The following is a 26,932-nucleotide window of genomic DNA, read 5'->3' on the forward strand; positions in this document are numbered from 1 at the left end:
ATTCGCGCGACGCCCAGCAGGTCATCAGCCGGACCCTGCCCGCAGGACTCACCGTCACCGTGCGGGTTCCGGCTTCCAGCGCGAATCTGGGACCGGGTTTCGACTCTCTCGGAATCGCTTTGGGGCTCTACGACGAGATCACGGTGTCCACCACGGACTCCGGGCTCACCATCCGGGTGGAGGGTGAGGGCGCCGACGACGTGCCCTGGGGCCCTTCACATCTGGTGGTCCGGGCCATCGAACGTGGTCTGCAGGCCGCGGGCGTCTGGGCGGACGGCCTGGACGTGGTGTGCCGCAACGTGATTCCCCATTCGCGAGGTATGGGCTCTTCGGCCTCGGCAGTGGTCGGCGGCCTCGCCGCCGGCCGCGGCCTGGCCGCGAAATTCGATGCGGGACTGGCCTACGGCGATGACGTCATGGTGCAGCTCTCCTCGGAATTCGAAGGTCATCCCGACAATGCCTCCGCCAGTGTGCTGGGCGGAATCGTGGTGTCCTGGACCGAAACCGACCATCCGGCCGTCGTGAACGGCGCGACCGACCACAACCCGCGTGTGTACCGCGCGGTCCGTGTCGTACCGCATCCGTCGCTGCGCCCGGTGGTGCTCATTCCGGAAGAGCATTCCTCCACCGCGCACACCCGCGGACTGCTGCCCGCGACGGTGCCGCACGTCGACGCCGCGTTCAATGCGAGCCGGGCCGCGCTGGCCGTCATCGCCCTGACGCAGCGCCCTGACCTGCTGCTCCCCGCCACCGCGGACCGGCTACACCAGGGCTACCGGGCCTCGGCGCTACCGCTCACCACCAAGTGGATCGACCGGCTGCGCGAAGCCGGAATCGCCGCAACGGTATCCGGCGCCGGACCCACCGTATTGGCCCTCGGGACCAGCGAATTCCCTGCGGAACTGCACGAACTCGCACTCGCCGACGGCCTGCGCGTGCTGGAGCCGGGCATTGCCGAAGGCGTATCGGTCGATTGACAGCGCGCCTGCCTTGCCGATGTAAAGGGTGGGAGCTATCCTGAGCGAGTCCGTACATCGTGCGCGTCAGACGCCGGTGCTTCATCAGGGCAAATCGCTCCAGAGGCTCCTTGCTCAGGCTCGAGGCTTGAGGCTCGAAACTTGGGGGTAGCCAGTTCACTGGAATGATCTCTCCCACCTTTTCACTCGGTGGCGAAGCCCACGCGCTGGTACACCCATCGCCCCGGCGCGCCGCGCGGTACGGCATCCGAGTCCGGCATACGACCGGACTGCAGGAGGAACCCTCGAACAGGCACACGGCAGTCGAGGGAAGGAAAGGATTTCCGTGACAGATACGGACCTGCTCGCGACACCCGGGGTGGAAAGTGATTCAACCTCCTCGGATCGCGAAAGTGACTCCGGACAGATTTCGAAGATGAGCGAACACACTGACGTCGCACGATCGGGGCTGACTGGAATGTTGTTGCCGCAATTGCGTGCGCTTGCGGGAGAACTCGGTATTCGAGGGACTTCCGGGATGCGTAAGGGTGATCTCATCGCCGCCATCAAGGAGAATCAATCCGGCGGCGCCAAGGCTGTCGCAGTGGTCGGCAAGGCCACCACCGCGCGAAATGCCAAGGGCAAGGGCGAAACCGGCGGGGAGTCCGAGTCGGCTGCTGCCGCTCCGGCGAAGGCCGAGAATTCTTCCGCGAAGGCCGATAACGCCTCCGCGAAGGTGGAGAAGGCTGAGAGCTCTGCCACCAAGGCCGAGGATGTCCGGGTGAAGGCCGAGGTTCCGGCGTACAACGCCGCGCCCACCCGGGAGGACTCCGCCGAAAAGTCCGCTGAGCCGCGTGAGGCCAAGCGGGACGAGAACGACGGCGCTCGCGCCGAGGGCGGCGACGACAGCCGGGACGGTGGCCAGCGCGGCCGCGGTCGCCAGCGTCGGGGCCGCGAGCAGCGGGTCGCCAACGGCAGCAATGCCAATGCGAACGCCAATGCCAATGCCGAGGCCACTTCCACTCCCGCGGAGACCTCCGCCGGCGAGTCGAAGCCGGAGCAAGAGGGTGGTGAGCGTCGCCGCGAGCGCAATAACAATCAGCAGTCGGGCGGCCAGAACCAGCAGAACAACCAGAACGGCACCGCTCGCGGCGGCAATAACAACGACCGCGACCGTAACCGCGCCGCCGCTGCCGATGACGACGAGGAAGGCGGCCGCGGCCGCCGGGGTCGTCGCTTCCGGGAGCGTCGTCGTGGGCGTGACCGCGATGGCGTGCCGGGTGCGGGTGAAGCCATCAGCAGCCGGGAGACCCGGGAACTGGAGATCCGCGAGGACGATGTCCTGCAGCCGGTCGCCGGAATTCTCGACGTGCTCGACAATTACGCCTTCGTTCGCACTTCCGGCTATCTGGCCGGCCCGAACGATGTGTACGTGTCGATGAACCTGGTCCGCAAGAACGGCCTGCGCCGCGGTGACGCCATCACCGGCGCGGTGCGTGCTCCGCGCGACGGTGATCAGAGCAATCAGCGGCAGAAGTTCGATCCGCTGGTGCGCCTGGACACGATCAACGGTTCGGACATCGAATCCGCGAAGCGCCGTCCGGAATTCCAGAAGCTCACCCCGCTGTACCCGAATCAGCGACTGCGCCTGGAAACTCAGCCGAACAAGCTGACCACGCGCATCATCGACCTGATCATGCCGATCGGTAAGGGTCAGCGTGCGCTGATCGTGTCCCCGCCCAAGGCGGGTAAGACCACGATCATGCAGGACATCGCCAATGCGATCGCCGTCAACAACCCCGAGTGCTACCTCATGGTTGTGCTGGTGGACGAGCGTCCCGAGGAAGTGACCGATATGCAGCGCTCCGTGCGCGGCGAGGTCATCGCCTCCACGTTCGACCGCCCGCCGGGCGATCACACCTCCGTCGCCGAGCTCGCCATCGAGCGCGCCAAGCGACTGGTGGAGATGGGCCAGGACGTCGTCGTACTGCTCGACTCGATCACTCGACTGGGCCGTGCGTACAACAACTCGTCCCCGGCGTCGGGCCGAATCCTTTCCGGTGGTGTGGATTCCACCGCGCTGTACCCGCCCAAGCGGTTCCTCGGCGCGGCCCGCAATATCGAGAACGGTGGCTCGCTCACCATTATCGCCACCGCGATGGTCGAGACCGGTTCCACCGGTGACACGGTGATCTTCGAGGAGTTCAAGGGCACGGGTAATGCCGAGCTCAAGCTCGATCGCAAGATTGCCGAGCGCCGCGTGTTCCCGGCGGTCGACGTCAATCCGTCCGGTACCCGCCGCGACGATCTGCTGATGTCACCCGACGAAGCCGGTGTGCTGCACAAGCTTCGGCGCGTGCTGTCGGGTCTGGACTCGCATCAGGCCATCGACCTGCTCGTCGATCGACTCAAGAAGACGAAGAGCAATGCCGAATTCCTGATGACGGTCTCCAAGACCGCACCGAACGCCATCGACGAATAAGTCTCTGGCGCAGGAGTATCGACAACAGCCCCGCTTCGGCGGGGCTGTTGTCGTATCCGCACCGGGCGCGGGCTGTAGAAGAACAATCCGATCAGGGCCGCGCCGATGATCATGAAAGCCAGAATGGTTGCTGTTACAGCGCCGGCCGGGATATCGGAGATATTGACCGCGGTGTAGGTCAGCGTGCCATCGCCCGCGGGTGGGGTGGTGGCCGATGTCTGGCCCCCCACCGCGGCGGCGGATGCCCCCGGAACCGTGTACCAGCCCGCGACAACGATCAAGGCCAGCAGTCCCAGCACCGCCCCCGCAGTGGCTTCTTTCCTGTTCACAGCTGTCCTTCCCGTAGTCGCGGGTTCTCACCTCGCACTACTCTATGAACAACGGTGTTCGCATTCCCGAGTAGCGAACTACTCGTCTTCAGCCTGGCTCGAGGACTGTGAACGTGCGTGCCCATAATTTCTTGGGGGGTAACTCCGGGGCGCCCAACTAACCATAAGCCCGCTTCGCTGTGTCCCAGCTGGGAGTTCGGATGCGGATCCCTGAGAGCCAGCCGTGAGAACAATTGCCCCGTGAAGGATTTTTCACAGCCCCTACTTATTGGGTCTGCCCCGGTCCGGGCGTCCTTCATAACCTTCTGAAAAGCTGTTACTTCAGTTGGGGAGATGCATCATGCGCAGTCCACTCAAATCCGCGATCGTCACCGCGACGGTCGCTGCCGCCCTGGTCGGCGGCTCGGCCCTCGCATCTGCCGAGATTCCGCTGACCACGCCCGAGTCGGTATCCGCGCCCACGGTGGTCGCCGGCACCGGATCATCGACCGGCAGCATGAACGTCATGGGCGGCCTGTCCCACTGGATGGCGAATACCGGTTCCAGTGGTCTGGATGCGATCTTCAACTACAACCTGATCCCGCTGCTGACAGGCAGCGGGATCTTGCCACCGCCGCCCGTATTGGGGCCGTGCGGATTGGATGGCTGCTGAACTGCCATTTCCTCGGTCACCGGTGGGCCGGTCGGGGAGGCCTGGAATAAGCGCGGCTTCCTCGACGTCTATAGTGGTCAGTCGGCAACCATGCCTAGTCGGTTCCGGTTCACGTCTTCATGAAGGCGACCCGGGACTATTCGAAAGGACACCATGAAGGCAGGAATTCACCCCACGTACGTCGATACGACGGTCGTGTGCGGCTGCGGCAACACCTTCCAGACCAAGAGCACCAAGGAGTCGGGCCAGATCACGGTCGAGGTCTGCTCCCAGTGCCACCCGTTCTACACGGGCAAGCAGAAGATTCTGGACACCGGTGGCCGCGTGGCTCGCTTCGAGGCGCGCTACGGCAAGCGTGCGTCGAAGGCCCCCGAGGCCAGCGAAGCCAACTAGCTACCCTGTCGACGCCCGTCCTGCACTCAGCAGGCCGGGCGTCGCGGTGTTTCCAGGGTCGGGCCGCAAGCAGAGGCGGAATGACCCGCAAACTATCTGTGCCGAGCCCAAACCTGAGGAGCAACCGCGATGGCTGACAAAACAGCCCCCAACGCGATCGACGACATTCTGGCCGAATACAGCGGCCTCGAACTGCAGCTGTCCGATCCCGCGCTGCACAATGACCCGGGTGCGGCCCGGCGGGTGGGCAAGCGCTTCGCCGAACTCGCCCCGATCATGTCGGCCCATAAGAAGCTGACCTCCACCAGGGACGATCTCGCCGCCGCCGAGGAGTTCGCCGCCGACGATTCGTCGTTCGCGGCCGAGGTGCCCGGACTGCGCGCGCAGGTGGAGGAGCTGGAGAAGACGCTCACCGATCTGCTCGCCCCCCGCGATCCGCACGACGCCGATGATGTTGTGCTGGAAGTGAAGTCGGGTGAGGGCGGTGAGGAGTCGGCGCTGTTCGCCTCCGATCTGGCCCGCATGTACATCCGCTATGCGGAGCGGCACGGGTGGAAGGTCGAGGTGCTCGACGCCAATATCACCGATATGGGCGGCTACAAGGAAGCCACCATTTCGATCAAGGCCAAGGAGCCGTCCCTGGACGGTGTGTGGTCGAAGCTGAAGTTCGAGGGCGGTGTGCACCGCGTGCAGCGCGTGCCCGTCACCGAATCGCAGGGACGCATCCACACCTCGGCGGCGGGTGTGCTGGTCTACCCGGAACCGGACGAGGTCGAAGAGGTGCAGATCGACGACAAGGATCTGCGCATCGACGTCTACCGCTCCTCCGGTAAGGGCGGCCAGGGCGTCAATACCACCGACTCCGCGGTCCGCATCACCCATCTGCCCACCGGCATCGTGGTGACCTGCCAGAACGAGCGCTCGCAGCTGCAGAACAAGATGCGCGCCATGCTGGTGCTCAGCGCACGGCTGCAGGCGCTCGCCGAGGAGCAGGCCGATCAGGAGGCCGCCGCCGGCCGCGCCACCCAGATCCGCACGGTCGACCGCTCCGAGCGCATCCGCACCTACAACTTCCCGGAGAACCGCATCGCCGATCACCGCATCGGTTTCAAGGCGCACAATCTGGATTCGGTACTCGACGGCAACCTCGACGACCTCTTCACCGCCCTCGGCGAAGCCGACCGCGCCGCCCGCCTCGCCGCAGAGTAAGGCTGTACCGCCTCCCCGAACCTTTGGCGCGCGGCTGAGAGCCGTCGACCTCGAGAACGCGTGGTGCGGTCCGAAACCGCACCGATTTCGGGGGTACCCGGGGAGTTACCCATATCCTCACGAAATCAGTTGTCCCGTCCCGAATCAGGGTTGCTCGTCCCCCGGATCTGGGAAACTCCGGGGGACGCCCAGAGATCTCGTGTGGCACCCCATCGAGGTCCGCAATGAAAGAATTGAGGCACCCAAGTGGTCGGCAGAAGTCCAGGGGCGGCGGTGCCGAGCCGCGCGCCGTTGCGTCCAGTGATTCTCGAGGCCGTCGGGATCCTGCGAGAGGCCGGGGTGCACAGCCCCGGGGCTGATGCGGAATACCTTGCGGCGCATGTGCTCGGCGTCGATCGCATGCGTCTCGCCCTGGTTCCCATGGTGACCGCCGACCAGCTCGAGGAGTTTCGGAAGCTGGTTGCTCGCCGCGCGGAACGTGTTCCGCTGCAACATCTCACGGGTACGGCAGCCATGGGTGAGATCGATTTGGCCGTGGGCCCCGGTGTTTTCATTCCGCGCCCGGAAACCGAACTGATCTTCGCCTGGGCGCTGGGGCAACTCGAAGCCCTCGGCCACGAGCATCAGCCCGTCGTGGTGGATCTGTGCACCGGTTCGGGCGCCCTGGCTCTGGCCATTGCGCACGCCCGCCCCGATGCCCAGGTGTACGCCGTGGAGCTGGATCCCGAGGCGCTGGCCTGGGCCCGCCGCAATGCCCTGCAGTTGGCGGACGAGGGCGACACCCCCATCGATCTGCAATCCGGCGATGTCACAGATCCCGCGCTCCTGGAAGAACTCGACGGCCGCGTGGACGTCATCGTCTCCAATCCGCCCTACATCCCGGAATCCGCGCAGCTGGATCCCGAAGTGGCAGACCACGACCCGCACCGCGCCCTCTTCGGCGGCCCCGACGGCCTGGACGTCATCCGCCCGATGATCCCCACTATCGCCCGCCTGCTGCGCCCCGGCGGCGTGGTGGCCATCGAACACGACGACTCCAACGGCGCAGGCGTGGCAGCACTCCTAGCCGCGCAAGGCGCCTTCACCGCAGTGGTCGAACACCCCGACCTGGCAGGCAAACCCCGATTCGTAGTCGCCCGCCGCACCCCCTGATCTCCGCGGCCCGCACAATTCTGCGCACCTACTCGAAGACGAAATCGCGCGCGCCGAACCGATTCGCGCACGTCGACATCCCGTCCCGCGCGCAGGTCGCAAAACCCCCGCGCATCCTTGTGCGAGATGCGCATGGAATTGACGGCGAATTCGTGCCCAGCGCACCGATCGCTGCGTGACAGCCGATCTGCGCTGCGCGTCGGCGGGGGAGGTAAGCCCTGCGGGTGAAGCTCTTCGGTGTCTCGCTCCTGGCTTTTATCCAGGCGTCACTGTCATTTTGTGCTTGTTCCTCTGGTTTAGGCCGCCGCGGCGGTGGACGGCCGGAGGTTCCGTGCCAAGATGTTGCGCGTGAGTACCGTCTATGACTGTGCCGATTCCGATTCTCGAGCCGCCGGAGTGATCGCGGCGCGGAGTGCGCTGAAATCGGGGCGGCTGGCTGTGATTCCGACCGATACCGTGTACGGCCTGGCCGCTGACGCGTTCGACAGCCAGGCTGTGAGCGCGCTGCTGGCCGCCAAGCGGCGCGGGCGGGATATGCCGGTTCCGGTGCTGGTGGGTTCGTGGACCACCATCGACGGATTGGTGTTCTCGGTGCGCCCGCAGGCGCGCGACCTGATCCGCGCGTTCTGGCCCGGTGGCCTGAGTCTTGTTGTGCAGCAGGCGCCTTCGCTGGCCTGGGATCTGGGCGATGCGCGCGGGACGGTCATGCTGCGCATGCCGCTGCACCCGGTCGCGCTGGAGTTGTTGCGCGAGGTCGGCCCGCTGGCGGTCTCCAGCGCCAATGTGTCCGGGCAGCCGGCGGCGACCACCGCCGCGGAGGCGCGCGCGCAGCTGGGCGATCTGGTCGGCGTGTATCTCGATGGGGGACCGGCCGAGCACGGTCTCGCCTCCACCATCGTCGATCTGACTTCCGATGCCCCGCGCATTCTGCGCGAGGGCGCCGTGCCCACGGACAAGCTCGCGGAGGTCCTCGGTATGTCGCCGGAGGAACTGCTGTCCCAGAGCACGCGGTGACGGCCCGATAGATGCTGTCGAGTCAGGGCGTATTCAGCCAGGGCGCGGTCGTCCCGCTGCGGGAGCTGCTGCTGGTGCTGTTCGTCGCGACGGTGGTGACCTACCTGTGCACCGGTGGAATCCGGGTGGCGGCCATCGCCTTCGGTGCGGTGGCGGTGCCGCGCGAGCGCGATGTGCATGTGAAGCCGATTCCGCGCATGGGCGGTGTGGGCATCTATCTGGGTCTGGTGATCGCCGTCCTGTTCGCGCATCAGCTGCCCGCACTGCGCCGCGGATTCGACTACCCCAAGGACATTCCCGCGGTCCTGGCCGCGGGCACGCTGATCGTGCTGGTCGGCATTATCGACGACCGCTGGGGTCTGGACTGGCTGACCAAACTCGTCGGCCAGGTGACGGCCGCGGGTGTGATGGCGGTGATGGGCCTGAGCTGGGTCGCCATCTACAACCCCTTCACCAATGAGACGGTGGTGCTCGATCCGCTGCAGGGCGGTCTGGTGACCGTGGGCATCACCGTCGTCATGATCAATGCGATGAATTTCGTGGACGGCCTGGACGGTTTGGCCGCGGGGCTGGGTTTCATCGCCTCGATCGCGGTGTTCGTGTTCACCGCGGGCCTGCTCTACGAAGTGGGCGGCGCGACCGACACCTATCCGCCCGCCCTGCTGGCCGCGGCGCTCGCGGGCGGCTGTCTCGGATTTCTTCCGCACAATTTCCAGCCCGCGCGAATTTTCATGGGCGACTCCGGTTCCATGATGATCGGATTGATGCTGGCGGCCATCTCCACCGGCGCTTCCGGCCGAATTCCGCTGCAGGGTTACGGCCCGCGCGACATCGTGGGTCTGTTGTCACCGCTGTTGCTGGTGGGCGCCGTGATGTTCATTCCGGTACTTGATCTTGTTCTTGCCATCGTGCGCCGCGTGCGCGCCGGTGTGAGTTTCTCCACTCCCGATAAAATGCATCTGCACCACCGGCTGTTGCAGATCGGCCATTCGCACCGCCGCGTCGTGCTGCTCATCTACTTGTGGGTGAGCGTGCTGGCATTCGGCGCCGTCGGCACCTCGCTGATGGATCGCACCGTCGTGGTGCTGTTGTTCGCGGCGGGCCTGGTTTTCGCCCTGATCGTCACCGCGGTGCCGTCCTGGCGGGAGCTCACCGACCGGGCCGCGCGCAAACCGCCGCGGGGCCCGGATGTCGCGGCCCGGTAGAGTCCACAGACGTGAGCACGCCTTCTACCCCCGATCATGACGCCCCGCTGCGGGCGGCTCTGCGCTACGGCCTGATGGGTTTGGCTGTGCTGGTGGTGGTTTCGGCCATCCTGTCGTCGATCATCGCCGGTATGCCCGGCCTGTGGGGCGCCCTGCTGGGCGCGGCCCTCGGCGGCGGCTTCATTCTGACCACCGCCGCCTCGGTGCTCTTCAGTGCGCGGCTCGAGTCCGGTCTGCAGGGCATCGTCCTGCTCGGCAGCTGGGTCGGCAAGCTGCTGCTGGCGGTCGTGGTGATCGCCGTGCTGAAGAAATTCGACTTCTACAGCTCCGGTGCGCTCTTCTTCACGGTGGTGGGAGCCCTGCTCATCGTGCTGGGTGCGGAGACGTACGGCCTTCTGCGGCAACGGGTTCCGACCGTCGAGGTGGAACGCGAGCTCTAGCTCGCGACACCGTTCACGAACTGTTTGGGCCACCCCCTACACGTTGTCGTAGATAACTTGATAAACTCTTTACTTGTAGCCGACCGAAGCACAAGGGGGGGTCACCTGAGACCCGCCTGAGAGCAGGTTATGCTTACTGCCGTACCAGACCCTTAGGGTTTTGGTTCTGCACCGTCGACGATGTCGCCGACGCGCGTACAGACGCCCGGGCGAAAGCCCCTCAGCTGCTGACGAACTTCGAGCCGACCTGAGTCGACCACCAGATCGTCAATGTCCGATCGAACCGCAGGGAAAGAATTCCCTGCGGCCCGACCACGGGAGAGAACGCTGAGCGTCACCATTTTGGCGGGCGAGTTCCACGCGCCGTCGCTTAACGACTTCTTCCCTCCAGCAGTGCTGTTCGAGGGGACGCCTTTCGAGCTCGACCGTTTGATGCTCATTCGCATCGTGATGGCGGCCGTTCTCTTGATCGTGATGTTCGCGGCATTCCGGCGGCCGCAGCTGGTTCCGCGCGGTCTGCAGAATGTCGCGGAAACCGGTCTGGTCTTCGTCAAGGAACAGATCTGTGACGAGGTTCTGGGCAAGGAAACCGGTAAGAAGTTCCTGCCGCTCATCTCCTCGATCTTCTTCGCCGTGCTGTTCCTGAACTTCTCCAGCATCATTCCGGGGTTGAACATCTCGTCGAACGCGCGCATCGGTATGCCGCTGGTGCTGGCCGTCGTCGCCTACCTGACGTTCAACTACGTCGGTATCAAGAAGTACGGCTTCCTGAAATACATGCGCTCGAGCATCGTGGTGCCGAATGTGCCTCCGGCACTGCACCTGCTGCTGATTCCGATCGAGTTCATCTCGACCTTCGTGCTCCGCCCCTTCACCATGACCGTCCGACTCATGGCGAACATGCTGGCCGGCCACATCATGCTGGTGCTGTTCTTCAGCGCCACTCAGTTCTTCCTGTTCGATGCCGTCCCCTGGATGAAGGTGTTCTCGCCGTTCTCGCTGCTCGCGGGTCTGGGCTTCACACTCTTCGAACTCCTGGTGATCTTCCTGCAGGCGTACGTGTTCGCGCTGCTGACCGCTGTGTACATCGGTCTCGCGCAGCACGCCGACTCACACTGACCGACCGGTACAACACAAAACCTGCCTTACACGCCGCCCGGCGGGTGGGCGACAGAAAGGGAATGAGACACACATGAGCACCTTCGCGACCCTGGCTGCAGACGCTGCTCCTACGGTTAAGGGCTACGGCGCCATCGGCTACGGCCTGGCCGCGATCGGCCCCGGCATCGGTGTAGGCATCGTGGTCGGTAAGGCCATCGAGGGCATCGCCCGTCAGCCCGAGCTGCAGGGCACCATCCGGACCACCATGTTCCTGGGTATCGCGTTCACCGAGGCCCTGGCACTGATCGGTCTCGTCGCCGGCTTCATTTTCTGATTCCGGCATAAGACTAGGAATCAACGATGAACAGCATGTATTTGCTCGCGGCCGAGGAGGATATCAATCCTCTCGTCCCGAAGACGTATGACATTTTCTGGTCTGCTGTCGTCTTCATCGTTATCGCTTTCGTCTTCGCCAAGTACGTGATTCCGCGCCTGACCAAGGTGCTGGACGAGCGCACGGAGAAGATCGAGGGCGGTATCGCCAAGGCGGAGGCCGTGCAGGCCGAGGCCCAGGCCACCCTGCAGCAGTACCAGGAGCAGCTGGCCGAGGCTCGCCTCGAGGCTGCGCGCATCCGTGAGGAGGCCCGCACGCAGGGCCAGACCATCCTCGCGCAGCTGCGTTCGGACGCACAGGCCGAGGCCGACCGCATTGTCGCCGCGGGTCACCATCAGCTGGAGGCACAGCGCCAGCAGATCGTGACCGAGCTGCGGTCCGAGCTCGGCCGTACCGCTGTCGATCTGGCCGAGAAGATCATCGGTCAGTCGGTGGCCGACGAGGCCAAGCAGTCGGCGTCGATCGACCGGTTCCTCTCGGAACTGGATTCGACCGCCGGCATCGGGGTCGGAAGGTAACGAACCGAAAGTGGGAAGCATGTACGCAGCGAGCCGCGAGGCGAGTTCCCGTGCGCGGGAAGCTCTTCGGTCCGCTCTGACCGGAAGCGACACAGTCGCGGCCACGACGGGCTCCGAACTGTTCGCCGTTGTCGCCGTCCTCGACGACCAGCGCTCGCTGCGTGTGGCGCTCGCGGATAAGTCGGTGTCCAGCTCCGCCCGTGCCGAGCTAGCCGAACGCCTCTTCAGCGGCAAGATCAGTGCGGCCACGCAGGCGGTGCTGATCACCGCGGTGGCCCAGGACTGGTCCCGTGCCCGCGATCTGGTCAACAGCCTGGTGCTGCTCGGCCGCGAAGCGCTGCTGCGCGCCGCGGAGGATCGCGGCCGCCTCGGCGCCGTCGAGGACGAGCTGTTCCGGCTGGGCCGGATCGTCGACGACAACCCCGATCTCGAGCAGGCACTCACCGATCACGGAAAGCCGGTCGCGGCCAAGCGTGAACTGGTGCAGCGACTGCTCACGGGCAAGGTCGAGGACATCACCCTGGAGCTGGTCCAGCAGGCCGTCGCTCGCAGCAAGAAGGGCGATATCGGCGAGGCTTTCGACCATCTGTCCGACCTGGCCGCATCGCTCCGGGACGAGATCGTGGCGCATGTTCGCTCCGCGTCGGCCCTGACGACGCAGCAGCGTGAGCAGCTCGCTGCTTCGCTGCAGCGAATCTACGACAAGCCCGTCACGGTGCACGTGCAGGAAGACCCGAGCCTGCTGGCCGGTGTCGTCGTGCGCGTGGGCGACGACGTGATCGACGGCAGCGCCGTCGGCCGACTGCAGCGCCTGCGCCAGTCCCTGGCCTGACAGCGCCATCAACACACCGACATTCGAGACCACAGCGAGAGCAGGAAGAACATGGCGGAGCTGACGATCTCCCCCGATGAGATCCGTAGCGCGATCGAGAGCTACACCCAGAGCTACACCCCGGAGACCTCCATCGAGGAAGTGGGTGTGGTCACCGACACCGGCGACGGTATCGCCCACATCAGCGGCCTCCCGTCCGCGATGTCCAATGAGCTGCTGGAATTCCCCGGCGGCAAGCTGGGCGTCGCGTTGAACCTGGAGGACACCGCGATCGGTGCCGTCATCCTGGGTGAGTTCGACACCATCGAGGAAGGCCAGCAGGTCCGCCGTACCGGCGACGTGCTCTCGGTCCCCGTGGGCGACAAGTTCCTCGGTCGCGTCATCAACCCGCTGGGCGCCCCCATCGACGGCCTCGGCGATATCGAAGCCGAAGAGCGTCGCGTGCTCGAGCTGCAGGCCGCCACCGTGCTGGAGCGCCAGCCCGTCGGCGAGCCGCTGGCCACCGGCATCACCGCGATCGACGCGCTGACCGCCATCGGCCGCGGCCAGCGTCAGCTCGTGATCGGCGACCGCAAGACCGGTAAGACCGCGGTCTGCATCGACGCCATCATCAACCAGAAGGCCAACTGGGCCACCGGCGATCCGACCAAGCAGGTGCGTTGCATCTACGTCGCGATCGGTCAGAAGGGTTCCACCATCGCGGGCGTCAAGGCTGCCCTCGAGGCGCACGGCGCGATGGAGTACACCACCATCGTCGCGGCCCCCGCGTCGGACTCCGCCGGCTTCAAATGGCTTGCGCCGTACACCGGTTCGGCCCTCGGCCAGCACTGGATGTACCAGGGCAAGCACGTTCTGATCGTATTCGACGACCTGTCGAAGCAGGCCGAGGCCTACCGCGCGATCTCGCTGCTGCTGCGCCGCCCGCCGGGCCGCGAGGCGTACCCGGGTGACGTCTTCTACCTGCACTCGCGTCTGCTGGAGCGTTGCGCCAAGCTGTCCGACGAGCTGGGCGCCGGTTCCATGACCGCGCTCCCGATCATCGAGACCAAGGCCAACGACGTGTCGGCGTTCATCCCGACCAACGTCATCTCCATCACCGATGGTCAGGTTTTCCTCGAGTCGGACCTGTTCAACAAGGGTGTGCGACCGGCTATCAACGTCGGTATCTCCGTCTCCCGTGTCGGTGGCGCCGCGCAGACCAAGGCCATGAAGCAGGTCGCCGGTTCGCTGCGTCTGGAGCTGGCCTCCTACCGCGAGCTGGAGGCGTTCTCCGCCTTCGCCTCCGATCTGGATGCGGCCTCGCTGGCGCAGCTGGAGCGCGGTGGCCGCTGGGTCGAGCTGCTCAAGCAGGACCAGTACGCCCCGGTCGCCGTCGAGGACCAGATCGTTTCGCTGTTCCTGGTCGACGCCGGCTACTACGACTCGGTGCCGGTGGGCGATATCCGCCGCTTCAACGGCGAGCTGCTCGAGTACCTGCACGGCTCCGTGCAGTCTTCCTTCGACGCCCTCCAGGGCGGCGCGAAGAAGATCGAGGGCGACGCCGCGGACGCGATCAAGGCCGCGACCGACAAGTTCAAGCAGGGCTACCTCGCTTCCGATGGCAGCCGTGTCGTGAACGAGGCCGAGGCCGGCAAGCTCGATCACGAAGAGGTCGAGTCGCTGTCCGTCACTCGTAAGCACGTCGAGAAGTAATCGGGCGAGCCAATGCGACTGTCTGACTTGACGAATGAAGGGAGTGTGAACCGCTAATGCCAAGCGTGCGCGAATTGCGCTCCCGCATTCGAAGTGTGAGTTCGATCAAAAAGATCACCAAGGCGCAGGAACTGATCGCGACCTCGCGAATCAGCAAGGCGCAGGCCCGGGTCGCGGCTGCCAAGCCGTACGCGGAGGAGATCACCAAGGTGCTCGCCGAATTGGCAAGCGCCAGTGGCAATCTCACGCATCCGCTGCTCACCGAGCGGCCGAACGCGCGTCGTGCCGCAGTCCTGGTGATCACCAGTGACCGCGGTATGTGCGGTGGTTACAACTCCAATGTGCTCAAGCGCACCGAAGAGTTGCTGACCCTGCTGCGCTCCGAGGGCAAAGAGCCCGTCCTGTACGTGATGGGCGCGAAGGGGCTGACCTTCTACACCTTCCGTCGCCGCGAGGTGAACGGTTCGTGGACCGGGTTCTCCCAGTCGCCCAATTACGTGGACGCGTCCTCCGCGTGCAACCACCTGGTCGAGGCGTTCATGGCGGGCGCCGACGGCGAGGTGCCGGCCCCGAATGGCGCAGGCACCATGGCCGGAGTCGACGAACTGCACATCGTCTACACGCGTTTCGTGTCGATGCTGTCGCAGGTCCCGGAGGTGCGCCGGTTGGCGCCCATCCAGGTGAGCTTCGTGGACGAGAACTACGAGCTGGGCGAAGACAGCTTCACGGATGGAAATTCGGATCCGGTCGCACAGTACGAGTTCGAGCCGGATGCAGATGTCCTGCTGGGCGCGCTGCTGCCGAAGTACATCAACACCCGGATTTATTCGTCGCTGCTCGATGCAGCGGCATCGGAGTCGGCTGCGCGCCGCACCGCGATGAAGGCGGCCACCGATAACGCTACGGATCTGGTGAATTCACTGACCCGTACCGCGAACTCGTTGCGCCAGGCCGGAATCACGCAGGAAATCACGGAAATCGTCGGCGGCGCAAACGCGCTCGCGGCGAACTCGGACCGCGACTAGAGCCGTAGGAAGAGAAGCAATGACCGCAGCTGTCACCAATGAAACACGGGTCGGCGCCGGCACTGGCCGCGTCTCCCGCGTGATCGGCCCCGTCGTGGACGTCGAGTTCCCGCGCGGGTCCATCCCCGAGCTTTACAACGCGCTGAACGTGGAGATCACCCTCCCGTCCGTCGCGAAGACCCTGACCCTCGAGGTCGCGCAGCACCTGGGCGACGGCATCGTGCGCACCATCTCGATGCAGCCGACCGACGGCCTGGTCCGTGGCGTCACCGTCACCGATACGGGCAAGCCGATCTCGGTTCCCGTCGGTGACGTCGTCAAGGGCCACGTGTTCAACGCCCTCGGCGATTGCCTGGACACCCCGGGCCTCGGCCGCGACGGCGAGCAGTGGGGCATCCACCGCCAGCCGCCCGCCTTCGACCAGCTCGAGGGTAAGACCGAGATCCTGGAAACGGGCGTCAAGGTCATCGACCTGCTCACCCCGTACGTCAAGGGTGGAAAGATCGGCCTGTTCGGTGGCGCCGGCGTCGGCAAGACCGTGCTGATCCAGGAGATGATCACCCGTATCGCTCGCGAGTTCTCCGGCACCTCGGTGTTCGCGGGCGTCGGCGAGCGTACTCGTGAGGGCACCGACCTCCACCTGGAAATGGAAGAGATGGGCGTCCTTCAGGACACCGCCCTCGTCTTCGGCCAGATGGACGAGCCGCCGGGCACGCGTATGCGCGTCGCCCTGTCGGCCCTGACCATGGCGGAGTACTTCCGCGATGTGCAGAACCAGGACGTGTTGCTCTTCATCGACAACATCTTCCGGTTCACCCAGGCCGGCTCCGAGGTCTCGACCCTGTTGGGCCGCATGCCTTCTGCCGTCGGTTACCAGCCGACCCTGGCGGACGAGATGGGTCAGCTCCAGGAGCGGATCACCTCGACCCGTGGCCGTTCGATCACCTCGATGCAGGCGATCTACGTCCCCGCCGACGACTACACCGACCCGGCGCCGGCGACCACCTTCGCCCACCTGGATGCGACGACCGAGCTTTCGCGCCCGATCTCGCAGAAGGGCATCTACCCGGCCGTCGACCCGCTGACCTCGACCTCTCGTATTCTCGAGGCGTCGATCGTCGGCGATCGGCACTTCTTCGTGGCCAACGAGGTCAAGCGGATCCTGCAGAAGTACAAGGAACTGCAGGACATCATCGCCATCCTCGGTATGGACGAGCTCTCCGAAGGCGACAAGGTCCTCGTGGGCCGTGCCCGTCGTCTGGAGAAGTTCCTGGGTCAGAACTTCATCGTCGCCGAGAAGTTCACCGGCCAGGAAGGTTCGGTCGTTCCGCTGGAGCAGACCATCGACGACTTCGACCGCGTCTGCAAGGGCGAGTTCGATCACCTGCCCGAGCAGGCGTTCAACTCTTGCGGTGGCCTGGATGACGTCGAGGCCGCTGCGAAGAAGATCGCCGGGAAGTAGTCACCCATGGCAGATATGTCAGTTGATCTGGTCGCTGTCGAGCGATCGCTGTGGTCGGGGCGGGCGAGTTTCGTCTCCGCGCAGACCACGGAGGGTGAGATCGGCATCCTGGCCGGCCACGAACCGCTGCTCGGCCAGCTGGTCGAGGGCGGCACGGTGACCATCGTGTCCGACAACGACGAGCGCATCGTCGCGGCCGTGCACGGCGGATTCTTCTCGGTCACCGCCACTTCGGTGCGCGTGCTCGCCGAATCCGCCGAGTTCGCAGGCGATATCGACGAGGCGGCCGCCAAGGCCGTGCTCGCCGACGCCGATGCGGACCCGGCCGCGCGGGCCATCGCCGAGGGTCAGGTTCGTGCACTGCAAAAGGCCGCCGAGGCCTGAGTTTTCATTCGGCAAATGAGCGGCGGCTCTGGGAAATATCCCAGGGCCGCCGTTCTTTTCGTTTATACTCACACCGGGTTTACACTCACAGCGGCTGCGGATTGTGATCTGAACCATTCCGCGATGTTTCGGCTATTTCAGCACTTTCAGCTTTACCTCAATGAGTTGGCGCAGCGCGGTCTCGCCCGGGTAGAAGCGGGTGTGGCCTCGCCACGATGAGCGAGGGGTGAATGAACGGGCTTCGGATAAGCAGATGGATGGTCGCCGCGGTGGCAGTCGTGGTGGGCATCGGATTCTTTTCACCGGGGGCGGCGATGGCCGACACCATCGTTCCGCTGCCGGACGGTCATATCGAGGGACCGGGTGTGAAAATCACGAGTGTCGGTGAGCGAGCGATCATTTCGCCGTCGCTGGCCTCGAACGGAGCCGGCCGCTCGGCCTGGCTCAGCGGCACCGTGACCGCCGAAGTGGTGACGCCGGACGGAGTCGTCGGCCCGAACAACGGCCCTCAGAATTTTCCCGGTACGAACGACTCGAGCACGCACAACACGTCCAACCTCACGGTGGGGTACGTCGTGGGATGTCAGGTGTCGCTCGGCGCGCTGAGCGCCAACTCGTCCTTCACGATCAGCGCGACACCGAGTTTGTCCGGCGGATTCAGCTTTCCGCTGTCACCCGGTCAGGTGAAGTGGGTGCTGATCAACTACCTCGAATTGATCAAGAGCGACACCTATCAGATGCAGTACCAGGACATTCCGATGGATATCCAGGGCTGCGGCGGATATGCGCAGGCGCGCCAGTTCTCGGTGGTCGAGATCATCGGTGCGGACTACGCCAAGGTGACGCTCTACGGCCAGCCGTTCAGTCTCGGCTGACGTCTCGACAGGGCTTTTTCAGGACTCCGACGCGAAGGGATCGCATGTTCGGCACGAATGGGAATCTGTGGGGCGGAAGGCTTTTCGGGGCAGCGCTGGTTTCGCTGGCGATTTCCGGCATCCACGCACCGGCAACGGCCGCGGCGGACACGTTCATTCCGCTGCCCGGCGGCGTGATCTCGCGGACACTGCCGGACGGTACCGTCGTCACGCTCCGCATCGACGGGGAATCTGCGAAGATCAACCCGTCGATGGGGGACACACCGCTGCATCGCAATGTGTGGGTGACCGGGCGCGGGAGCGTGGACCTCGACGGCCCGAGCGCCGCGACCGCGACGATCAAGATTTCGCCCGGCTATGTGGTGGGTTGCCAGGTGGACATCTCCTCGTTCGCCGAGAGCGGGAACGCGAGTGAATCGGCGACGGTGGGCAATTCGGGTATCGCCCCGCAGGCGCCCTCGGAGGGGCTGGGCGGCGGCATCACGCTGGCGCCCGGGCAGGCGGTCGGGCAGTTCATGCTGGACCTGGAGAAGCCGGACGACTACGGCCAGGAATCGCATAAGCGCTACAACAAGACGCTCGGCCCGCATGCCAGCGTCACCTGGATCGACGAGACCTTCGCGATCAACGGTTGCGGCGGTTACGCACAGGCACGATCCTTCGTCCTCGCCGAAATCGACACCACAACCTTCATGGGGAACATGGCCCTCTGGGGTGAGCCCTTCACCATGGGCTGAACAGGGCATACGTCACATTAGGTGGATGGCCGGACTCCGCGTTCTCGCGGTCGCTAGTATCGACCGAACACGGGGTCCGGCCGCTGGCCGATTCGTGAAAGACACCCGAGGCTGATGTGAAGGGATGGAGCAGCATTGCGAACCGGAATGGTGGTGCTGATCATTCTGGTGCTGTTGCTTGTCGGTTTGGCTCTGGCCTCGACATATCGCCTTGTCATGCTGCGTCGCGGTGGTACCGCCGCACTCCTGCGCACCCTGCCGGTCCGCGGGCACGGCGCGGGCTGGCGGCACGGCCTGATCCGCTACGGCGAGGACAACCTCGTCTTCTACAAACTCTCCAGCCTCAAGCTGGGTCCGGACTGCACGATCAGCCGCCTGGGCATCGAGGTGGCCAGCGGTCGCCGCGCCCCCGAGGGCGATGAGTTCGACATCATGAACGACGAGGCCATCATCAATGTCTCCGACGGCGAGGGCAGCTATGAGCTGGCGCTCGACCGCGGCGCCCTGGCCGCCTTCCTCTCCTGGGTGGAATCGCGCCCGTCGGAGCGCATCCGCCGCCGGCGGTGAGTAAGACGAGCGTTGCCGATCGACTCCGGTGACCCGCGGATAGTGTGGACCCCGTGAGCGTTCACCTGACGAGGATTTACACGCGGACCGGCGATGACGGAACCACGGGACTCAGCGATTTCTCGCGGGTGTCGAAGACCGATCCGCGACTGATGGCCTACGCCGACTGTGACGAGGCCAATGCGGCGCTCGGTGTCGCGATCGCACTCGGGTCTCCCGGCGATCGCATTCTGCGCGTGCTGCGCACCATCCAGAACGACCTCTTCGACGCGGGCGCGGATCTGTCGACCCCCGTTGTCGCGGAACCGAAGTACGCGCCGCTGCGGATCACGCAGCCGTACATCGATCGCCTCGAGAAATGGTGCGATGAGTTCAATGAGCCTCTGGCGCCGTTGAATTCGTTCATTCTGCCCGGCGGCACACCGCTCGCCGCGCTGTTGCACACGGCGCGCACCGTGGCGCGACGCGCCGAGCGATCGGCGTGGGCCGCCGTCGACGCGCATCCCGAGGACACCAGCGCGCTGCCGGCGAAATACCTGAACCGACTCTCCGACCTGCTGTTCATCCTCGGCCGGGTCGCCAACCCCGACGGCGACATCCTTTGGCGCCCGGGCGGAGAGGCCACGAGCGAGGGTGCGGACCACTAGGCTGACCCCCGTGAGTGAACGGTTTCTGGTGACCGGGGGCAGCAGGCTCGTCGGTGAGGTCGCGGTAGGCGGCGCGAAGAACAGCGTCCTCAAGCTGATGGCCGCCGCGCTGCTGGCCGAGGGTACGACCACCATCACCAACTGCCCGGACATCCTGGATGTGCCGTTGATGGCGGAGGTGCTGCGCGGTCTCGGCTGCGATGTCACGGTGGACACCGGGACGGTGACGATCGTGACGCCGGCAGAACCCAAGTACCACGCGGACTTTCCGGCGGTCACCCAGTTCCGCGCCTCGGTCTGCGTGCTCGGTCCGCTGATGGCGCGCTGCAAGCGCGCGGTGGTGGCGCTGCCCGGTGGTGATGCCATCGGTTCGCGGCCGCTCGATATGCATCAGCAGGGACTGCGCCTGCTCGGCGCGACCAGCGAGATCGAGCACGGCTGCCTGGTGGCCCGTGCCGATCAGCTGCAGGGCGCGCGGATTCGTCTCGATTTCCCGTCGGTGGGCGCGACCGAGAACATCCTGATGGCGGCGGTGCTCGCCGAGGGTGAGACGGTCATCGACAATGCCGCGCGGGAACCGGAGATCGTCGATCTCTGCACCATGCTGGCGCGCATGGGCGCGATCATCTCCGGTGCGGGCACCTCGGTCCTGACCATCGACGGTGTGGACAAGCTCTCGCCCACCACACACCGTGTGATCGGCGATCGCATCGTCGCCGCGACCTGGGGTATCGCCGCGGCCATGACCCAGGGTGATGTGCGGGTCACGGGTATCAACCCCAAGCACCTCTCACTGGTGCTGGACAAGCTGCGTTCCGCCGGCGCGCGAATCTCGTTCGAACCGGACGGTTTCCGCGTCGTGCAGTCGGAGAGACCGCGTGCGGTGAACTTCTCGACCCTGCCGTTCCCGGGTTTCCCGACCGACCTGCAGCCCATGGCCATCGGCCTGGCCGCGATCGCGGACGGCACCTCGATGATCACCGAGAACATTTTCGAAGCGCGCTTCCGCTTCGTGGAAGAGATGATCCGGCTGGGTTCCGATGCCCGCACCGATGGGCATCACGCTGTGGTGCGCGGCATTCCGCGGTTGTCGAGCGCGCCGGTCTGGTCTTCGGACATTCGCGCCGGCGCGGGTTTGGTGCTCGCGGGTCTGGTCGCCGACGGGGTGACCGAAGTGCACGATGTCTTCCACATCGACCGGGGCTACCCGGAATTCGTGGAGAACCTGCGCTCGCTCGGGGCCGAGATCGAGCGCGTCGGCTCCGATTGACGGTTCACGATGATGGTTGACGGGGGTGAGTCCGCGGCCAACACAGGGTGAACTCGAGCCGGCATTCGCGAAAAACGCTCCTGAACAGCCGATTTGACATGCGAATGACCAACACGTAACTTTATTCGAGTCAGAGCGACACGGACACCAACCCGGACCGAAAGGTCAGGGACACGAGGTTGGACGGCGAGCGCCTGATGCTCACACGGTTCTCCTGATCAGCGGATTTGGTTCTGCTGTGCTGGGCGAGCTAAGCTTTGAAAGCAGCCGCAGAGATCAACCGGGACAAAGAGCCCGTGAGATTCTGCGTGCGTGTGTTCTTTGAGAACTCAATAGTGTGTCGATGAATGTCAGTGCCAATATTATTATTGGTTCCGGCTTCTCATACCCCCCGGTTGAGAGGTCGGACATTTAGTCAGCAAATACTTTTTTGCTGGCGTTTTGTTTTGCCATGGTTTTCGGACTCTGGTTAATTCTTCCGATTGCATCCGTAAGGATGGAGTTGAGAGTCTTCAACGGAGAGTTTGATCCTGGCTCAGGACGAACGCTAGCGGCGTGCTTAACACATGCAAGTCGAGCGGTAAGGCCCTTCGGGGTACACGAGCGGCGAACGGGTGAGTAACACGTGGGTGATCTGCCTCGCACTCTGGGATAAGCCTGGGAAACTGGGTCTAATACCGGATATGACTTTCGGATGCATGTTCGAAGGTGGAAAGATTTATCGGTGCGAGATGGGCCCGCGGCCTATCAGCTTGTTGGTGGGGTAACGGCCCACCAAGGCGACGACGGGTAGCCGACCTGAGAGGGTGACCGGCCACACTGGGACTGAGACACGGCCCAGACTCCTACGGGAGGCAGCAGTGGGGAATATTGCACAATGGGCGAAAGCCTGATGCAGCGACGCCGCGTGGGGGATGACGGCCTTCGGGTTGTAAACCCCTTTTGACAGGGACGAAGCGCAAGTGACGGTACCTGTAGAAGAAGCACCGGCCAACTACGTGCCAGCAGCCGCGGTAATACGTAGGGTGCGAGCGTTGTCCGGAATTACTGGGCGTAAAGAGCTTGTAGGCGGTCTGTCACGTCTTCTGTGAAAACTTGGGGCTCAACCTTAAGCTTGCAGGGGATACGGGCAGACTAGAGTACTTCAGGGGAGACTGGAATTCCTGGTGTAGCGGTGAAATGCGCAGATATCAGGAGGAACACCGGTGGCGAAGGCGGGTCTCTGGGAAGTAACTGACGCTGAGAAGCGAAAGCATGGGTAGCAAACAGGATTAGATACCCTGGTAGTCCATGCCGTAAACGGTGGGTACTAGGTGTGGGTTTCCTTCCACGGGATCCGTGCCGTAGCTAACGCATTAAGTACCCCGCCTGGGGAGTACGGCCGCAAGGCTAAAACTCAAAGGAATTGACGGGGGCCCGCACAAGCGGCGGAGCATGTGGATTAATTCGATGCAACGCGAAGAACCTTACCTGGGTTTGACATACACCGGAAAGCCGTAGAGATACGGCCCCCCTTGTGGTCGGTGTACAGGTGGTGCATGGCTGTCGTCAGCTCGTGTCGTGAGATGTTGGGTTAAGTCCCGCAACGAGCGCAACCCTTATCTTATGTTGCCAGCGCGTAATGGCGGGGACTCGTGAGAGACTGCCGGGGTCAACTCGGAGGAAGGTGGGGACGACGTCAAGTCATCATGCCCCTTATGTCCAGGGCTTCACACATGCTACAATGGCCGGTACAGAGGGCTGCGATACCGCGAGGTGGAGCGAATCCCTTAAAGCCGGTCTCAGTTCGGATCGGGGTCTGCAACTCGACCCCGTGAAGTTGGAGTCGCTAGTAATCGCAGATCAGCAACGCTGCGGTGAATACGTTCCCGGGCCTTGTACACACCGCCCGTCACGTCATGAAAGTCGGTAACACCCGAAGCCGGTGGCCTAACCCTTGTGGAGGGAGCCGTCGAAGGTGGGATTGGCGATTGGGACGAAGTCGTAACAAGGTAGCCGTACCGGAAGGTGCGGCTGGATCACCTCCTTTCTAAGGAGCACATCTACGCAACGCTCTCCGAAAAGTCGGACGAGAATGCGTCAGAGACCGTTTAGTCCCCATATGTGGGACTGCGGACGCTCATGGGTGGAACACTGACAAGCTTCATCGCACATGGTTTCGGCTCAGTCCGAAATCGTGGTGAATATATCGACACACTGTTGGGTCCTGAAAGAATAGACGCGAGTCTTTCTTTCCAGGCAAGATAACGACGAGATTGACCCTTCGGTCATACCGCGGAACTCACAAGGTTTCGGTCTGGTGCCGAGTACAGGTTGTCTTTCTCGTGTGTTGTTTGAGAACTGCACAGTGGACGCGAGCATCTTTGTTAGTAAGTGTGTAAGAGCGTACGGTGGATGCCTTGGCACCAGGAGCCGATGAAGGACGTAGGAGGCTGCGATAAGCCTCGGGGAGCTGTCAACCGAGCTGAGATCCGAGGATGTCCGAATGGGGAAACCCAGCACGAGTGATGTCGTGTTACCCGCGCCTGAATATATAGGGCGTGTGGAGGGAACGTGGGGAAGTGAAACATCTCAGTACCCACAGGAAGAGAAAACAACAGTGATTCCGTGAGTAGTGGCGAGCGAAAGCGGAAGAGGCTAAACCAGGAGCGTGTGATAGCCGGCAGGCGTTGCGTTCTTGGGGTTGTGGGACCTACTTTCTCATCACTGCCGTGATGGGCAACAGTCAGAAAAGAATGCGTTAGTCGAATTGGTCTGGGACGGCCAACCGTAGACGGTGAGAGTCCGGTAGACGAAAACGTGTTCTCTGTTGTAGTAGGCACCCGAGTAGCAGCGGGCCCGTGAAATCTGCTGTGAATCTGTCGGGACCACCCGATAAGCCTGAATACTACCTGGTGACCGATAGCGGACTAGTACCGTGAGGGAAAGGTGAAAAGTACCCCGGGAGGGGAGTGAAATAGTACCTGAAACCGTGCGCTTACAATCCGTCAGAGCCTTCGAACTTGTTCGTGGGGTGATGGCGTGCCTTTTGAAGAATGAGCCTGCGAGTCATCGGTGTGTGGCGAGGTTAACCCGTGTGGGGTAGCCGTAGCGAAAGCGAGTCCGAATAGGGCGAACTCTAGTCGCACACTATGGACCCGAAGCGGAGTGATCTACCCATGGCCAGGGTGAAGCGACGGTAAGACGTCGTGGAGGCCCGAACCCACTTAGGTTGAAAACTGAGGGGATGAGTTGTGGGTAGGGGTGAAAGGCCAATCAAACTCCGTGATAGCTGGTTCTCCCCGAAATGCATTTAGGTGCAGCGTCACGTGTTTCACACCGGAGGTAGAGCTACTGGATGGCCTAGGGGGCCCACAAGCTTACCGAAGTCAGCCAAACTCCGAATGCCGGTGTGTGAGAGCGTGGCAGTGAGACTGCGGGGGATAAGCTTCGTAGTCGAGAGGGAAACAGCCCAGATCGCCGGCTAAGGCCCCTAAGCGTGTACTAAGTGGAAAAGGATGTGGGGTCGCGAAGACAACCAGGAGGTTGGCTTAGAAGCAGCCACCCTTGAAAGAGTGCGTAATAGCTCACTGGTCAAGTGATCCTGCGCCGACAATGTAGCGGGGCTCAAGTACACCGCCGAAGCCGCGGCATTCAGACATTATCCCGCCTTCGGGCCAGGAGTCTGGATGGGTAGGGGAGCGTCGTATGGCCAGGGAAGCGGCGGAGTGATCCAGCCGTGGAGGCCATGCGAGTGAGAATGCAGGCATGAGTAGCGAAAGACGAGTGAGAAACTCGTCCGCCGAATGACCAAGGGTTCCTGGGCCAGGTTAATCCGCCCAGGGTGAGTCGGGACCTAAGGCGAGGCCGACAGGCGTAGTCGATGGACAACGGGTTGATATTCCCGTACCCGTGTATCCGCGCCCAATGGCGAATCTAGTGTGCTAACTGTCCAAAAGTTTCCTTATCTCACCTTCGGGTGCGAGGGGGAATGGCTGCACAGGACCCTGCTGGTAGTAGTCAAGCGATGGGGTGACGCAGGAAGGTAGCTGGGCCCGGTAATGGTTGTCCGGGTGTAAGCCTGTAGGGCGTTGTGTAGGCAAATCCGCACAACATATAGCCTGAGAGGTGATGCGTAGCCGATTGAGGCGAATTCAGTGATCCTATGCTGCCGAGAAAAGCCTCTAGCGAGCTGGTACATGGCCCGTACCCCAAACCGACACAGGTGGTCAGGTAGAGAATACTAAGGCGATCGAGATAACTGTGGTTAAGGAACTCGGCAAAATACCTCCGTAACTTCGGGAGAAGGAGGGCCTTGTCTGGTGAACGGACTTGCTCCGGGAGCTGGGTGAGGTCGCAGAGACCAGTGAGAAGCGACTGTTTACTAAAAACACAGGTCCGTGCGAAGTCGTAAGACGATGTATACGGACTGACGCCTGCCCGGTGCCGGAAGGTTAAGAGGACCGGTTAGCCCTTTGGGGCGAAGCTGAGAATTTAAGCCCCGGTAAACGGCGGTGGTAACTATAACCATCCTAAGGTAGCGAAATTCCTTGTCGGGTAAGTTCCGACCTGCACGAATGGCGTAACGACTTCTCAGCTGTCTCAACCACAGACTCGGCGAAATTGCATTACGAGTAAAGATGCTCGTTACGCGCGGCAGGACGAAAAGACCCCGGGACCTTCACTATAGCTTGGTATTGGTGTTCGGTACGGTTTGTGTAGGATAGGTGGGAGACTGTGAAGCGGGCACGCCAGTGTTCGTGGAGTCATCGTTGAAATACCACTCTGATCGTATTGGACTTCTAACCTCGGACCATGATCTGGTTCAGGGACAGTGCCTGGTGGGTAGTTTAACTGGGGCGGTTGCCTCCCAAAATGTAACGGAGGCGCCCAAAGGTTCCCTCAGCCTGGTTGGCAATCAGGTGTCGAGTGCAAGTGCACAAGGGAGCTTGACTGTGAGACCGACAGGTCGAGCAGGGACGAAAGTCGGGACTAGTGATCCGGCACCGGCAAGTGGAAGCGGTGTCGCTCAACGGATAAAAGGTACCCCGGGGATAACAGGCTGATCTTCCCCAAGAGTCCATATCGACGGGATGGTTTGGCACCTCGATGTCGGCTCGTCGCATCCTGGGGCTGGAGTAGGTCCCAAGGGTTGGGCTGTTCGCCCATTAAAGCGGCACGCGAGCTGGGTTTAGAACGTCGTGAGACAGTTCGGTCTCTATCCGCCGCGCGCGTCAGAAACTTGAGGAAGGCTGTCCCTAGTACGAGAGGACCGGGACGGACGAACCTCTGGTGTGCCAGTTGTCCTGCCAAGGGCACGGCTGGTTTGCTACGTTCGGAAGGGATAACCGCTGAAAGCATCTAAGCGGGAAGCCTGTTCCAAGATGAGGTTTCTCACCTACTTGATAGGTTAAGGCCCCCAACAGACCATTGGGTTGATAGGCAGGAACTGGAAGCCCGGTAACGGGTGCAGGTGACCTGTACTAATAGGCCGAGGACTTACCAACAAAGAAGCTACGCGTCCACTGTGCGGTATCTGAAACAACACACAGATCACCGTTCCCAAGGAAGACTTGGGTGCTCGAGGGATTCGCCCTCGAACTCCTCTTCTTCCCGC

At 63.3% G+C, this 26,932-nt stretch carries 23 protein-coding genes and 2 rRNA genes; 24 read left to right on the forward strand and 1 reads right to left on the reverse strand.

Features of this window, described 5'->3' with window-relative positions; translation table 11 throughout:
* Positions 1-23: 23 nt before the first annotated feature.
* Together thrB and rho are read left to right on the forward strand one after the other, a co-directional pair.
* On the forward strand, positions 24-977 hold the full coding sequence (thrB, locus tag OG326_RS08195) for a homoserine kinase (protein ID WP_327146415.1): 954 nt from the start codon (positions 24-26) through the stop codon (positions 975-977).
* A 325-nt stretch (positions 978-1,302) separates the two neighbouring features.
* Positions 1,303-3,438, forward strand: a complete 2,136-nt coding sequence (rho, locus tag OG326_RS08200) for a transcription termination factor Rho (protein ID WP_327143999.1) — start codon at positions 1,303-1,305, stop codon at positions 3,436-3,438.
* On the opposite strand, the gene OG326_RS08205 is transcribed toward rho, so the two are convergent.
* Entirely contained in the window at positions 3,336-3,767 is a 432-nt protein-coding gene (locus OG326_RS08205) for a hypothetical protein (protein ID WP_327144000.1), read from the reverse strand. The two genes, rho and OG326_RS08205, sit on opposite strands and share 103 nt — an antisense overlap.
* Positions 3,768-4,107: 340 nt before the next feature.
* Here OG326_RS08205 and OG326_RS08210 point away from each other — a divergent pair, with 340 nt between their 5' ends.
* The 22 genes from OG326_RS08210 to OG326_RS08315 all read left to right on the forward strand — a co-directional run bounded on the left by OG326_RS08210 (position 4,108) and on the right by OG326_RS08315 (position 26,822).
* A complete protein-coding gene (locus OG326_RS08210; RefSeq protein ID WP_327144001.1) occupies positions 4,108-4,419 on the forward strand; it encodes a hypothetical protein in 312 nt (103 codons plus the stop codon).
* A gap of 153 nt (positions 4,420-4,572) precedes the next feature.
* Positions 4,573-4,812, forward strand: coding sequence for a 50S ribosomal protein L31 (gene rpmE, locus OG326_RS08215; RefSeq protein WP_297618589.1), 240 nt, complete (start codon positions 4,573-4,575; stop codon positions 4,810-4,812).
* A gap of 129 nt (positions 4,813-4,941) precedes the next feature.
* The gene (gene prfA, locus OG326_RS08220; RefSeq protein WP_327144003.1) at positions 4,942-6,021 is read left to right on the forward strand and encodes a peptide chain release factor 1; all 1,080 of its coding nucleotides are present in this window, start codon (positions 4,942-4,944) and stop codon (positions 6,019-6,021) included.
* A gap of 273 nt (positions 6,022-6,294) precedes the next feature.
* Complete coding sequence (prmC, locus tag OG326_RS08225; RefSeq protein WP_327144004.1) at positions 6,295-7,173, forward strand: peptide chain release factor N(5)-glutamine methyltransferase; 879 nt, start codon at positions 6,295-6,297, stop codon at positions 7,171-7,173.
* A gap of 348 nt (positions 7,174-7,521) precedes the next feature.
* On the forward strand, positions 7,522-8,187 hold the full coding sequence (locus OG326_RS08230) for an L-threonylcarbamoyladenylate synthase (protein WP_327144005.1): 666 nt from the start codon (positions 7,522-7,524) through the stop codon (positions 8,185-8,187).
* An 11-nt stretch (positions 8,188-8,198) separates the two neighbouring features.
* On the forward strand, positions 8,199-9,392 hold the full coding sequence (locus OG326_RS08235) for a glycosyltransferase family 4 protein (protein ID WP_327144006.1): 1,194 nt from the start codon (positions 8,199-8,201) through the stop codon (positions 9,390-9,392).
* A gap of 11 nt (positions 9,393-9,403) precedes the next feature.
* Complete coding sequence (locus OG326_RS08240; protein WP_327144007.1) at positions 9,404-9,832, forward strand: hypothetical protein; 429 nt, start codon at positions 9,404-9,406, stop codon at positions 9,830-9,832.
* Between the two features lie 270 nt (positions 9,833-10,102).
* Positions 10,103-10,951, forward strand: coding sequence for a F0F1 ATP synthase subunit A (gene atpB / locus OG326_RS08245; protein WP_297618571.1), 849 nt, complete (start codon positions 10,103-10,105; stop codon positions 10,949-10,951).
* Between the two features lie 73 nt (positions 10,952-11,024).
* On the forward strand, positions 11,025-11,267 hold the full coding sequence (locus OG326_RS08250) for an ATP synthase F0 subunit C (RefSeq protein ID WP_297618568.1): 243 nt from the start codon (positions 11,025-11,027) through the stop codon (positions 11,265-11,267).
* Between the two features lie 26 nt (positions 11,268-11,293).
* Complete coding sequence (locus OG326_RS08255; protein ID WP_327144008.1) at positions 11,294-11,845, forward strand: F0F1 ATP synthase subunit B; 552 nt, start codon at positions 11,294-11,296, stop codon at positions 11,843-11,845.
* A 19-nt stretch (positions 11,846-11,864) separates the two neighbouring features.
* Entirely contained in the window at positions 11,865-12,677 is an 813-nt protein-coding gene (locus OG326_RS08260; RefSeq protein WP_327144009.1) for a F0F1 ATP synthase subunit delta, read from the forward strand.
* A 51-nt stretch (positions 12,678-12,728) separates the two neighbouring features.
* Entirely contained in the window at positions 12,729-14,369 is a 1,641-nt protein-coding gene (gene atpA / locus OG326_RS08265) for a F0F1 ATP synthase subunit alpha (RefSeq protein WP_327144010.1), read from the forward strand.
* Between the two features lie 56 nt (positions 14,370-14,425).
* A complete protein-coding gene (locus OG326_RS08270; protein WP_327144011.1) occupies positions 14,426-15,394 on the forward strand; it encodes a F0F1 ATP synthase subunit gamma in 969 nt (322 codons plus the stop codon).
* Between the two features lie 19 nt (positions 15,395-15,413).
* A complete protein-coding gene (atpD, locus tag OG326_RS08275) occupies positions 15,414-16,856 on the forward strand; it encodes a F0F1 ATP synthase subunit beta (protein ID WP_327144012.1) in 1,443 nt (480 codons plus the stop codon).
* A gap of 6 nt (positions 16,857-16,862) precedes the next feature.
* Complete coding sequence (locus tag OG326_RS08280; protein WP_327144013.1) at positions 16,863-17,240, forward strand: F0F1 ATP synthase subunit epsilon; 378 nt, start codon at positions 16,863-16,865, stop codon at positions 17,238-17,240.
* 269 nt (positions 17,241-17,509) lie between these two features.
* Positions 17,510-18,115: an MspA family porin gene (locus OG326_RS08285; protein ID WP_327144014.1), complete on the forward strand. Its 606-nt coding sequence runs from the start codon at positions 17,510-17,512 to the stop codon at positions 18,113-18,115.
* A gap of 44 nt (positions 18,116-18,159) precedes the next feature.
* The gene (locus OG326_RS08290; protein ID WP_327144015.1) at positions 18,160-18,852 is read left to right on the forward strand and encodes an MspA family porin; all 693 of its coding nucleotides are present in this window, start codon (positions 18,160-18,162) and stop codon (positions 18,850-18,852) included.
* Between the two features lie 135 nt (positions 18,853-18,987).
* On the forward strand, positions 18,988-19,419 hold the full coding sequence (locus OG326_RS08295; protein ID WP_297618543.1) for a DUF2550 domain-containing protein: 432 nt from the start codon (positions 18,988-18,990) through the stop codon (positions 19,417-19,419).
* A gap of 53 nt (positions 19,420-19,472) precedes the next feature.
* Positions 19,473-20,066 carry a cob(I)yrinic acid a,c-diamide adenosyltransferase gene (locus OG326_RS08300; protein ID WP_327144017.1) on the forward strand — a complete coding sequence of 198 codons (594 nt, stop codon included), beginning with the start codon at positions 19,473-19,475 and terminating at the stop codon, positions 20,064-20,066.
* Between the two features lie 10 nt (positions 20,067-20,076).
* Complete coding sequence (murA, locus tag OG326_RS08305) at positions 20,077-21,336, forward strand: UDP-N-acetylglucosamine 1-carboxyvinyltransferase (RefSeq protein ID WP_327144018.1); 1,260 nt, start codon at positions 20,077-20,079, stop codon at positions 21,334-21,336.
* Positions 21,337-21,848: 512 nt separating this feature from the next.
* Positions 21,849-23,365 (forward strand): 16S ribosomal RNA (locus OG326_RS08310).
* 338 nt (positions 23,366-23,703) lie between these two features.
* Positions 23,704-26,822, forward strand: a 23S ribosomal RNA gene (locus tag OG326_RS08315).
* The 16S and 23S rRNA genes sit together here, the layout of an rRNA operon.
* Positions 26,823-26,932 lie beyond the last annotated feature (110 nt).

The sequence above is a fragment of the Nocardia sp. NBC_01327 genome, assembly GCF_035958815.1.
In the GTDB taxonomy this organism is placed as follows: Bacteria; Actinomycetota; Actinomycetes; order Mycobacteriales; family Mycobacteriaceae; genus Nocardia.

Excerpts from the sequence above, each read along its gene's own strand:
- rpmE (WP_297618589.1), top strand. The coding sequence starts at position 4,573 with ATGAAGGCAGGAATTCACCCCACGTACGTCGATACGACGGTCGTGTGC.
- atpA (WP_327144010.1), top strand. The coding sequence starts at position 12,729 with ATGGCGGAGCTGACGATCTCCCCCGATGAGATCCGTAGCGCGATCGAG.
- OG326_RS08280 (WP_327144013.1), top strand. The coding sequence starts at position 16,863 with ATGGCAGATATGTCAGTTGATCTGGTCGCTGTCGAGCGATCGCTGTGG.
- OG326_RS08255 (WP_327144008.1), top strand. The coding sequence starts at position 11,294 with ATGAACAGCATGTATTTGCTCGCGGCCGAGGAGGATATCAATCCTCTC.
- OG326_RS08250 (WP_297618568.1), top strand. The coding sequence starts at position 11,025 with ATGAGCACCTTCGCGACCCTGGCTGCAGACGCTGCTCCTACGGTTAAG.
- OG326_RS08260 (WP_327144009.1), top strand. The coding sequence starts at position 11,865 with ATGTACGCAGCGAGCCGCGAGGCGAGTTCCCGTGCGCGGGAAGCTCTT.
- atpB (WP_297618571.1), top strand. The coding sequence starts at position 10,103 with ATGTCCGATCGAACCGCAGGGAAAGAATTCCCTGCGGCCCGACCACGG.
- OG326_RS08290 (WP_327144015.1), top strand. The coding sequence starts at position 18,160 with ATGTTCGGCACGAATGGGAATCTGTGGGGCGGAAGGCTTTTCGGGGCA.
- OG326_RS08270 (WP_327144011.1), top strand. The coding sequence starts at position 14,426 with ATGCCAAGCGTGCGCGAATTGCGCTCCCGCATTCGAAGTGTGAGTTCG.
- OG326_RS08235 (WP_327144006.1), top strand. The coding sequence starts at position 8,199 with ATGCTGTCGAGTCAGGGCGTATTCAGCCAGGGCGCGGTCGTCCCGCTG.
- OG326_RS08210 (WP_327144001.1), top strand. The coding sequence starts at position 4,108 with ATGCGCAGTCCACTCAAATCCGCGATCGTCACCGCGACGGTCGCTGCC.
- atpD (WP_327144012.1), top strand. The coding sequence starts at position 15,414 with ATGACCGCAGCTGTCACCAATGAAACACGGGTCGGCGCCGGCACTGGC.
- prfA (WP_327144003.1), top strand. The coding sequence starts at position 4,942 with ATGGCTGACAAAACAGCCCCCAACGCGATCGACGACATTCTGGCCGAA.